The organism is Sphingobacterium tabacisoli, from assembly GCF_017908035.1.
Lineage (GTDB): Bacteria > Bacteroidota > Bacteroidia > Sphingobacteriales > Sphingobacteriaceae > Sphingobacterium > Sphingobacterium tabacisoli.
This window is the reverse complement of the sequence record NZ_JAEQMU010000003.1, coordinates 38725-49278: the sequence shown is the minus strand read 5'-3', so window position 1 is coordinate 49278 and position 10554 is coordinate 38725. Positions and strand designations below refer to the sequence as shown.

Below are 10554 nucleotides of genomic sequence, written 5' to 3'. Positions count from 1 at the left end.
TGTGGTGCCATTATTGTATTGTCAGCGGGGCTTAGAGGCCGATTTATCAATAGAGGTTTGAGGAGCAAAAAATATAGTTATCTTTAATAGGGATATGAAAGTACTTATAATTGAAGACGAAGTAGAATTACTTCGGAGTATTCAGGATTTTCTAGAACGGGAGCATTTTCTTGTTGAAAGTGCCGATAACTACGAGCAGGGTATGGATAAAATATTGAATTATCCATACGATATTGTGCTGTTGGATATCATGCTGCCTGGCGGGAATGGATTGGATTTGTTGCGGTTGTTGAAAGAGAAGAATGTAAATCAATCCGTACTGATACTGTCGGCGAAAGACTCTGTCGATGATAAGGTGTTGGGATTGGAGATCGGTGCAGACGATTATCTGGCGAAGCCTTTTCACTTTGCGGAGCTTTTGGCTCGGATCAAATCTATTGTACGTCGGAATGCGCAGCATGGGGATACCGTTATTCAGTATCAAAATGTATCGCTGGATATGGATAATCGTGTCGTCAAGGTAGATGGGGAGGAATTACAACTCAATCGTAAGGAGTTTGATGTGCTTTATTATTTTTTGTTAAGGCCCAATAAGCTGTTGGAAAAAACAACGCTGGCGGAAACGGTATGGGGAGATCATGCAGACCAAGCGGATAATCTTGATTTTATTTATTCTCAAATTAAGAACCTACGTAAGAAACTTAAAGATGCCAAAGCAACATTGGATATACAAGCGGTGTACGGTGTAGGTTATAAATTAGTGTGATGGCAGTAGTTTCTGTAAAATACTATACCAATCGATTTATTGTCATTACCATACTCATTGTGATGGCGGTATGGGCATTGCTCTTCTATGCCATATTAATGGATGAAGTGTATGATAATATCGATGATGGGCTGAAGAATCAAAAAATTGAAATTATCAGGGAGGCTTATAATAGTCCCGAAATTTTAGAAAATACAACAGAATTTGGAATCAATCAATTTCGCATTCTACCTGTAGAACATGCTGCGGAGGATCTGGATAAGAATCGGTTTTCGAAGGAATTTATCTATATGCCTTATGACGATGAGGACGAGCCTTATCGGGTACTACGGACGGGCTTCTACAGTAAGGAGGGCAAGCCTTATTCGCTGGAGATACGGACTTCGACGGTAGAGGAGGATGATTACCTGATTAATTTAGCAATCTCGCTGGCCGTATTGTACGTCGTGATTATACTGAGTATTCTTCTTATTAATCATCTGGTCCTGAGTCGGGCCTGGAAGCCTTTTAGACAGACTTTGGATAATTTAAGCCGTTATAGATTTGGAGATACTTCGAGTTTTGAGACGGTGCCTACAAAGGTAAAAGAGTTTGAGGAACTAAATAAAGAGGTCAAGCATATGATTGACCGCAATGAGGCGGTTTTTGAAGCTCAAAAGCGCTTTTTAGAAAATGCCTCGCACGAATTGCAAACTCCTCTGGCCATAACAATCAATAAACTGGAACTCTTGATGGATGATGCTACGCTGACGGAATCGCAATTGGTGCAGTTGTCGGAAGCGAAGGGAGCATTGCATAGGATGGTAGGTTTGAACCGATCATTGCTTATGTTGTCGCGAATTGATAATAACCAATACGTGGCTAGTGATTTGGTGGATTTTATTCCTGTAATCAAATCTTTGGTGGAGGATCTGGAGGATATTGCTTCCTTTAAGGAAGTGAAATTTGTAGTTCAGGAAGAGGTAAGGGAGTTTTATGTTAATTTTAATAGGGATCTAGCGCATATACTATTATCAAACCTGCTACGCAATGCCATTAAATATAATATTGCGGGCGGGGATGTGCTGGTGACGATACGTGAACATGAAATCGAAATAGCAAACGATAGCGACTCTGGAGCACTCAACCCAGATTATATCTTTGAGCGATTTTACAAAGGAAGTCAGGACAATCATTCCAATGGATTGGGACTATCTATTGTAAGGTCGATCCTGGAGCGACAGCATCAGATTAAGCTGCACTATAGGTACGAATCGGGGAAACATTGCTTTGTCCTTGAAAAAGTTTCGTGATTTTTTTCAAAACATCTTCCAATTCCCAATTGTTTCCCAAATTGGAATCGAACTTTGAGTTATAAATCAAATAAAAAAATAAGAAGATGAAAACAATGATGAAATCCTTTATGACTGTAACACTATTAGTGATGGCAGTTGTTGCTGTAGCGCAAGAAAAAATAATCACATTTACGCAATTACCAAAAAAGGCGCAAGTCTTTGTGACGACTTATTATGCGGCAGATCAAGTGAACTTGGTGAAAGAGGAGAGTGAATTTCTGGCAGGTAAAAGTTATGAAGTAAAATTGAAAGACGGTGTGAAGTTGGAATTCGATTCTAAAGGAGAATGGACAGAGGTGGATGCTGAACTAAAGGCGGTTCCTTTGAAAATAGTACCTGCGTCTATTTTAGAATATGTGAAAAAGAGTTTTCCGAACAATGAAATCGTTCAGATCTCCCGTAAATCCCGTAAGTACGAAGTTGAACTAACGAATGGTGTAGATCTTGAGTTTAATAAGAAGGGACAATTTGTCCGTATTGATGATTAATGCCCAGTAGACGGGTAATCTGTAATATAAAAATATGATGAAAAAGTTAATATTGAAATTGACGCTTTTAATGGCGGTTGCATTTGCTGTGGTATCGTGTGATAAAGAGGAAACTATTGAGGTGGATAATCTGCCTACAGCTGCAAATACATTTTTAAATGATCATTTTAAAGAGGCAAAGATACTTTCTGTGACTCGGGAAAAGGAGCCGTTGTCTGGGACGGAGTATCAGGTGCTGTTGAATAATCGAATAGAAGTGAAATTCGATAAAAATGGGAACTGGACAGAGGTGGAAGCACTGGATAATACGGTAGCTATACCTACTTCATTCGTGTTGGCACCTATCGTAGGCTATGTGAAAGAAAACTATCCTAAAGATGGTATCAATAGTATCGATAAAGAAAAACATGGATTTGATGTGGAGTTGACCAATGCGTTGGACCTGGAGTTCGATTCTACTGGCAAGTTTATTCGAATCGATCCTTAATCAAAGAAAAATGGGACTCAAATCTGAGTCCCATTTTTTTTAGCCTTTTCGTGCCAATTCGATTTTTGTCTCCATCTCGTTGACTACTTTGTCAACATCGGCAGAACCGCCAGAAGATTCAAAACGGATAAATCCTTCTTTATCAATCACTACTTTGTGTGGAATACCAGATACGCCATATGCTGTAGTAGTCGCTTTGGTACGATCTTTCATTTCATCAAACACTACGTGGAAGGTGTAGTTGTTTTTGGTCATGAACTCGTTTACCAAGTCTTTATAGTTTTCTTCACGCTGCCAAGTGTCAATAAATAAGAACTCAACATCTTTGTCGCTTTTGTATTTGTTGACAGCAGCCTGCATGCCAGGGAAAGACATTACACAAGGTCCGCACCAAGTCGCCCAAAAGTCTAGAACAACAACTTTTCCTTTGTAATCAGATAAAGAAACTGTTTTTCCATCTCTGTTTACCAAAGTGAACTGAGGAGCTTCTTTTTTTATCATTTCTGATTTGTATTTAGAAACCATAGCTTCTTTTGCTTTTGCTTCGATAAATGCAAAATACAAGTCAAAATTCGCTTTATTGTTGTTTAGCTTATTGTACAACGGTTGCATTTCTTTAACGATGTCTGCATTTTTACCGTTTTTGACTACAAATTTTTCTAGGGAAAGGAAAGCATCTAGCTCTTTTCCTTGTTTTGCATAAGCTTTGGCCAATGTAATGGTATTGATCGGAGAGCTCGCTGCGTATGGAGATGATTTTATAAAATCGTCCATCACTGTTACTGCTTTCTCTGCATTGCCTTTTTCAACTAGGGCTTGTGCATAAGAAGGGGCTATAGAACCATAAGCTCTACCTGCACCGCTATTCTTGATTTTAGGATCGCTTGATTTAGAAGCTTCTAGTGAGCTTGCATAGATCTCTTCTAAAATAGGAAGGGCTGCATCGTAATTATTGTCTTTGATAAGGCCTGCTGTAACTCGGCTCGCGTATGCGGCGTAGTTAGTGCTGGATTTAAGCAGGGTGATATAGCTTTGTGCTTTAGCCGCATTATTTGCTTTAAAATAAAGGGATGCTAAAGAAGCAGCTGCTTGATCATAGATACCTCTGTCTTTTTCATCAAATGAAGCTGCAGGGAATTGTTTCAACCATGCGGTATATCCTTTTTCAACGACTTCTGCAGAAGCATTCTCGTCGCCGAATACTTTTTCGTAAGCTTCGGAACGTGCTTGAAGTCCTTTAGGGAATTTTTTTAAGATTGTTTTGTTGATTGCTTCAGCTTTATCATCTTGCTCTAGGGCGCCGTATACTCTAGCCGCCATAGATACAAAGCTTTCGTTTTTGCTTTGAGACATTGCTAAAGCTTCTTTTCCTAACTCTACTTTAGAAGCGTCATCGCCTTTTTGAAACAATTCGTTTAAATGTTTCATCAAGTCTTCTAGCTTGACGTCTTTCTGCTTGGCCATCTGGGCCTGCACAGATGAGAACGCCATTCCTGCACTTAGCAGGGCAATTGAAAAAATCTTTTTATTCATCAGTCTATAATTTTTTTTCAAATATAGTCTGAAATGTACTTGTTCAGCCTTTGTAAGTAATTTATTACAGCTATTTCTTGATGCTGAATTTGTAAATGATGGTTTGTTTTAACTCTTCTCCAGGGTTTAGAATGACCGTAGGGAAGTGTGGTTGATTGGGACTATCTGGATAGTGTTGAGCCTCAAAACAGAAACCACCATGTTTGAGATAACGATTTCCAGATTTACCTTGGTCATCAGCAAGAAAGTTTCCGGTGTATAGGTGGATACTAGGCTGATCGGTGAATACTTCTAAGAGTATTCCACTTTCCTCGGAATAGGCTGTCGCAGCAGGGCTGCTTATGGGGGATTCGTTGACGAATCCATGATCGTAACCCGTTGCATAGCGTATCTGGTCTACTGGAGTATTAATACCTTGTGCGATCTTCTTTGCTTCCCTGAAGTCGAATGCTGTGTCTTCTACAGGTAGTAGTTCGCCTGTTGGAATCTGTTTGTCATCGATAGGAATAAAATGAGTAGAGGGAATTTCAATGAAATGATTAAGGATGTCGCCATTGCCTTCTCCGTTCAGATTGAAATATGCGTGGTTGGTGAGATTGACTACGGTCGTTTTATCGGTAGTGGCCCTAAAATGAATTTTTATCTCGTTTTCATTGGTAAGCTCATAGCTGACGCAGGTATTTAGTGTTCCTGGAAAACCTTCCTCTCCACCAGGAGATACATAGTAAAAATCGACTTGTTTTTTTAAACTAACCTGTCTGTCCCATACTTTGCGGTGAAAACCCTCGGGGCCACCATGCAACGAGTTTTCAGCGTTGTTCTGTGCTAATGGGAAAGAGTCGCCTCCGAGATGGAAATGTCCAGCAGCGATGCGGTTGGCAAAACGTCCGATTGTGGCTCCATGATATTGCTCTCTTGCATGGACATAAGCGTCAATACTGTTGAAACCTAGGACTACGTCTACCAGTGTACCCTGTTTGTTAGGAACCAGCGCACTAACTAGACGAGCTCCGTAATCACTCAATGCAATCTGCATGCCCGTACGATTGGCTAAAGTCAATAAATGCGTGTTTTTGTTATTTAAACAACTTTCAAAAGCTTTGGTGTCGGGAAGTGTATAGATTGTCATGATTCGAAATTATTTCTATAAAAATAGCAAATATTTAGTTAGATCGGAAGTAAAAAGGTATTCCTATAGGTTGTCTTAGGAGAGGTTTCTGCTTTAGACTGTTAGGAAGAGGGAGGGGAAGTTGTACGGTGATTTTTCCAGTTGGAGTTGGTGAATGCAAAGCATTTTATATAAGTTTGCCATGCAAATCCAAAATATTGATGAACTGGAAACAACTGTTGTCTGCAAAGAGATGGGGCTATGAAGATCGTGTCCCAAATGAGCAATTTGACGCAAGATCTGAGTTTCAACGGGATTATGACCGTTTGATTTTTTCTTCTCCATTCCGCCGGTTGCAGAATAAAACGCAAGTGTTTCCACTGCCTGGTGCTGTGTTTGTTCATAATAGGTTGACGCATAGTTTGGAGGTCGCTTCTGTGGGACGGTCTTTGGGACGTCTGTTTTATAATCTAATGAAAAAACAGCATCCTAATATTGATGAGGAGGTCCCTTATTTGCAAGAGGTAGGTAATATTATATCTGCGGCCTGTCTATCGCATGACTTGGGTAATCCGGCTTTTGGACATTCTGGAGAAGCTGCAATTTCATCATTTTTTACGCAGGGAGTAGGACAGAAGTATCAGGAGCATGTCTCTGCCAAGCAATGGGCTGATTTGACTCATTTTGAGGGTAACGCGAATGCGTTACGTATACTCACACATGCTTTCAATGGTAAGGATGAAAAAGGCTATGCATTGACGTATGCGACTTTGGCGTCTATTGTGAAATATCCATGTGCCGCTATAGATGGACATGTAAAGGGCAATCATCACCGTAAAAAGTATGGTTTCTTTGAAGGAGAAAAACAGGCATTTGAAAAAATAGCTGCGGAACTGGGACTTAAGAAGGACCCTACAAATCCGCAGGGTTATTTGAGACATCCTCTAGTATATCTTGTCGAAGCGGCAGATGATATCTGTTATAATATTATTGATCTGGAAGATGCTCATCATCTCAAGATTTTGTCTTATAAAGAAGTCGAAGAATTGCTATTGCCACTTTGTGGGGGGGAAGAATTACGTAGTCGACTGGATGGATTGAATGACACGGGAAGCCGTGTGGAGTTATTGCGCGCGAAAGCTATTAATACACTGATCAACGGTTGTGCCGAGGTTTTTGCTAATAATCAAGATAAATTCCTTTCGGGCACGTTTGAAAGTTCACTGATTGACGCACTCTCTCCTGAGATTGTAGCACAAATGAAGAAAATTGAAAAGATATCTGTGGTGGAAATCTATAATGCTTCAGCTGTTGTACAAATTGAAATTGCAGGTTATAAGGTGATGAACGCCCTGTTGGAGGAGTTTGTGCCAGCTTATCTAAAGACGAATAAAACGATGTTTGATCGCAAGATTGTCGCGATGATTCCAGCGCAATTTCATACCGATAAAGAGGATGCGTATGCTAAAATTCGTGCAGTATTGGATTTTGTATCCGGAATGACGGATGTATATGCGGTGGATCTATATCGGAAAATAAAAGGAATCTCAATAGCATCTTTGGATTAGGTGATGGAGGTTATGAAAGTGATAAGAAAATGAAGGTAGTTATAGCGGAAAAACCCTCGGTAGCGAGAGATTTGGCCCGGGTGATGGGAGCAAAAGAAGTGAAAGATGGCTATATCGCTGGGAACGGCTATGCTTTTACCTATGCCTTCGGCCATTTGGTGCAATTGTGTACGCCACAGGCTTATGGTTTTCATAATTGGTCGGTATCGAATCTGCCGATTATTCCAAATCGATTTGATCTCGAAGTGAAGAAGGTAAGGAAGGATGGGAAACAGATTGATGATGGAGGGGCTCTAAAACAGATCCATATTATTAAAGGGCTGTTGGAGCAAGCGGATGAAATCATCGTGGCGACGGATGCTGGACGCGAAGGTGAACTTATTTTTAGGAATATCTATTATTTCTTAGGCTCGAAAGTGCCATTTAAAAGGTTGTGGATTTCTTCGCAAACGGATAAAGCTATCAAAGAAGGGTTCGCGAATTTGAAGGAGGGTCAGGAGTATGATAGTCTGTATCAATCGGCACGATCCCGGTCGGAATCGGATTGGCTAATTGGTATCAATGCTACACAAGCAATAACACTAGCGGCAGGCAATAAAGGTTTGCTTTCGTTGGGTAGGGTGCAGACGCCCACCTTGGCCATGATATGCTCGCGTTACCTCGAAAATAAAGATTTCAAGCCACAGGCATTTTATAAGATACAGGCAGGATTTGAAAAAGATAGCATCTCTTTTAAAGCGACTTCGGAAAAGATCGAAAAAAAGGAGGTTGCAGAAGAGACGGTTGCAAAACTGAATATTGGAACGCAGGCCAAAGTCGTCAAGGTAGAGGCAAAAGAAACGAAAGAACAACCTCCACTCTTGTTTGATCTGACTTCTTTGCAGCAGGATGCCAATAAAAAGTATGGCTACTCTGCGGATCAAACGTTGAGCCTGGCACAGACATTATATGAAAAGAAAGTAATTACCTATCCAAGAACAGGTTCGCGGTATATTGGTGAGGATGTTTTCGAGCAGGTGGAAGCATTATTTCAACATTTGGCAGATACTGCGGAAGAGGGGATAGCGGCGATATCTCGCAACTTGATAGGTGCTAAGTTGAACAAACGCTCTGTCGACGATAAAAAGGTGACGGATCACCATGCGCTATTGGTTACAGACGAGAAACCGGGACCAATGCTCAAAGAGCAGCAGAATATCTACAATATGATTGCAAAACGTATGGTAGAGAGTTTTTCGGAAGTATGTTTAAAAGATATTACAACTGTAACAATCGATGCCGAAGGGGTAGAGCTTATCGCTAAAGGTACGGTAATACGACAATACGGCTGGCGCCTGTCTGCGGATCAGATAGAAATACCTGATGATGACAAGAATACGGATGAGCAGGATAATGAAAATGCACAACTTCCTAAGTTGACCGCAGAAGAGCTATTGGAGATCCTTTCGCTGGAGCTTTCCGAGCGCTTTACGAAAGCAAAACCTATTCATACAGAAGCGTCCTTGCTGAAGGCTATGGAGACTTCAGGGAAGGAGATTGAGGACGAAGAAATGAGGCAGGCTATGAAAGATTGTGGACTGGGAACACCGGCTACACGTGCCGCCACGATAGAGACATTATTCCAACGTGATTATATCAAACGGGATAAGAAGAAACTTATTCCTACAGAGAAAGGCCTCGCAGTGTATAATCTGGTCAAGGATAGGTCTATCGCAAAGGTAACTTTGACCGGTAAATGGGAGCAGAAGCTGGAGGAGATGCGCGAAAATAAGGTGTCTTATGAGGTGTTTATGAAGCATATCAAAGACTACACGGCGAAAATCACAAAGGAGTTGCTGCAACTTCGGATCTCTATAGCACAAGAGGAGATAAAACCTCAGCAAAAGGGAAAGATAAAATGTCCGAAGTGTCAACCCGGAAATATACACCTCTATGACAAGGTGGCACAGTGTGATCACTACGCTAGGGGCTGTGATTTCAAAATATGGAGGACATTGAATGGTGTATTTCTTGAAGAGAAAGAAATGAAAAGCTTGCTCGAAAAAGGAAAGACTTCTGTGCTGAAGGGGGTGAAGACTAAGGAAGGACAGATTGTGGATGCACCTTTAGTCTTTGAGGATTTTAAGGTTAATGTTGGCTAATACCCGTTGTTCGTCTTGATTCGATCCGGAGTATAAGAATACTCTTGAATGGAACGTCAAAATACGGTCAATCCTCAACGATTCCGATAGATTGAAAATGTAAAACTTTACCTTTGCCCGTATTATGGCGACAAAACTGTATAATCCCTTCGTAGATTTTAAATTCGATAACAAGACTTGCTTTTTGACTGGAGTGACTTTGGACTCTGAAGAAGAACGTATCCAGGTTTTTCCGGTATGGATGATGCGTTCTTTTGATTTGGAGGACAAGCCTTTTAAGTTGCTGGATGAAAGCATGATTACTTATAAAAAGTTGCAGCTGCCCTGTTCAATAGCTGCTGCTGCAAAGATTGAGGAGGTGGAGACTGCAGTGGAGACGGCCATGAAAACAGGGTATGATGCGGTGAATGCATTGGATCAAATTACATTATTCCATTGGGTATCTAAGATATTGTATGGTGTTGTGTTTAATGAGATTCAGGTTGGAATAAAACAAGCTGTACGGACTGGAGAAGAAATGAATTTTTCGCAGGCACTGGTGCATAAGTTTAGAAACTTACATGCTATGATGCAGTCTCTCTCTGTACCGATGGAGTTTGAACACCGTAATCCTTTCACTATTCAAGTATTCCCTGTGGATAGTACGGAAGATACATTTCTGTACCGTGATGAAATCAATACGTTGATTTTCTCATTGCGGATGAAGGATTTTGCGATTATCGCTACGCTGCAGGATAATGGTACTAATGCTATTTATCATGAGGATATTTTGGCGAAAGTAGCGGATAAAAAGTTGCACCCAATTCAGTTTGAAGAAATCTGTGCACGTTACTTTTATTCGGCTTATCTGTTTAATCGTTTGCCGGAGTATACCTATATGGAGACGCCTAAAGCTGTTTTTGTGGAGCCTATGCCTTTAAATGACTGGACCTTGAAGCCCATATTTGATAATTGGACAGTGAAGACCTATGGGCAGGTGTTGGAAAATTTTTGGAAGCCTTGGGGATACCTTCTTTTTGAAATAATAAAAGATCCTGAAAATCCGATGTCATTTTTGACTGGTGAAAACGGAGAGTTTAAGACGGTAGATGATTTGCCTAAAGCTTAGGGGATTCGGTATGATTTTTGT

The 10554-nt window shown here is 40.7% G+C and carries 9 protein-coding genes; 7 read left to right on the top strand and 2 right to left on the bottom strand.

Going from position 1 to position 10554, the window contains the following annotated elements; genetic code table 11:
• Positions 1-94: 94 nt before the first annotated feature.
• From JKG64_RS14185 to JKG64_RS14170, 4 genes are all read left to right on the top strand, one after another.
• Positions 95-766 (top strand): response regulator transcription factor, encoded by a 672-nt coding sequence (locus JKG64_RS14185; protein ID WP_210354987.1) that lies wholly within the window; start codon positions 95-97, stop codon positions 764-766.
• A complete protein-coding gene (locus JKG64_RS14180; RefSeq protein ID WP_210354986.1) occupies positions 766-2058 on the top strand; it encodes a sensor histidine kinase in 1293 nt (430 codons plus the stop codon). Before JKG64_RS14185 ends, JKG64_RS14180 begins: the two co-directional genes overlap by 1 nt.
• 86 nt (positions 2059-2144) lie before the next feature.
• Positions 2145-2588 carry a PepSY-like domain-containing protein gene (locus JKG64_RS14175; RefSeq protein WP_210354985.1) on the top strand — a complete coding sequence of 148 codons (444 nt, stop codon included), beginning with the start codon at positions 2145-2147 and terminating at the stop codon, positions 2586-2588.
• Between the two features lie 34 nt (positions 2589-2622).
• On the top strand, positions 2623-3075 hold the full coding sequence (locus JKG64_RS14170) for a PepSY-like domain-containing protein (protein WP_210354984.1): 453 nt from the start codon (positions 2623-2625) through the stop codon (positions 3073-3075).
• Positions 3076-3114: 39 nt separating this feature from the next.
• Here JKG64_RS14170 and JKG64_RS14165 read toward each other — a convergent pair whose 3' ends face one another.
• Together JKG64_RS14165 and JKG64_RS14160 are read right to left on the bottom strand one after the other, a co-directional pair.
• Entirely contained in the window at positions 3115-4608 is a 1494-nt protein-coding gene (locus JKG64_RS14165) for a TlpA disulfide reductase family protein (protein ID WP_210354983.1), read from the bottom strand.
• 70 nt (positions 4609-4678) lie between these two features.
• On the bottom strand, positions 4679-5737 hold the full coding sequence (locus JKG64_RS14160) for an aldose epimerase family protein (protein ID WP_210354982.1): 1059 nt from the start codon (positions 5735-5737) through the stop codon (positions 4679-4681).
• 200 nt (positions 5738-5937) lie between these two features.
• On the opposite strand from JKG64_RS14160, the gene JKG64_RS14155 reads away from it, so the two are divergent.
• The 3 genes from JKG64_RS14155 (at position 5938) to JKG64_RS14145 (ending at position 10533) form a co-directional block, all read left to right on the top strand.
• Positions 5938-7284, top strand: a complete 1347-nt coding sequence (locus JKG64_RS14155) for a deoxyguanosinetriphosphate triphosphohydrolase (RefSeq protein ID WP_210354981.1) — start codon at positions 5938-5940, stop codon at positions 7282-7284.
• Positions 7285-7313: 29 nt separating this feature from the next.
• Positions 7314-9425, top strand: a complete 2112-nt coding sequence (locus JKG64_RS14150; RefSeq protein WP_210354980.1) for a type IA DNA topoisomerase — start codon at positions 7314-7316, stop codon at positions 9423-9425.
• Between the two features lie 124 nt (positions 9426-9549).
• Complete coding sequence (locus JKG64_RS14145; RefSeq protein ID WP_210354979.1) at positions 9550-10533, top strand: hypothetical protein; 984 nt, start codon at positions 9550-9552, stop codon at positions 10531-10533.
• Positions 10534-10554: the final 21 nt, after the last annotated feature.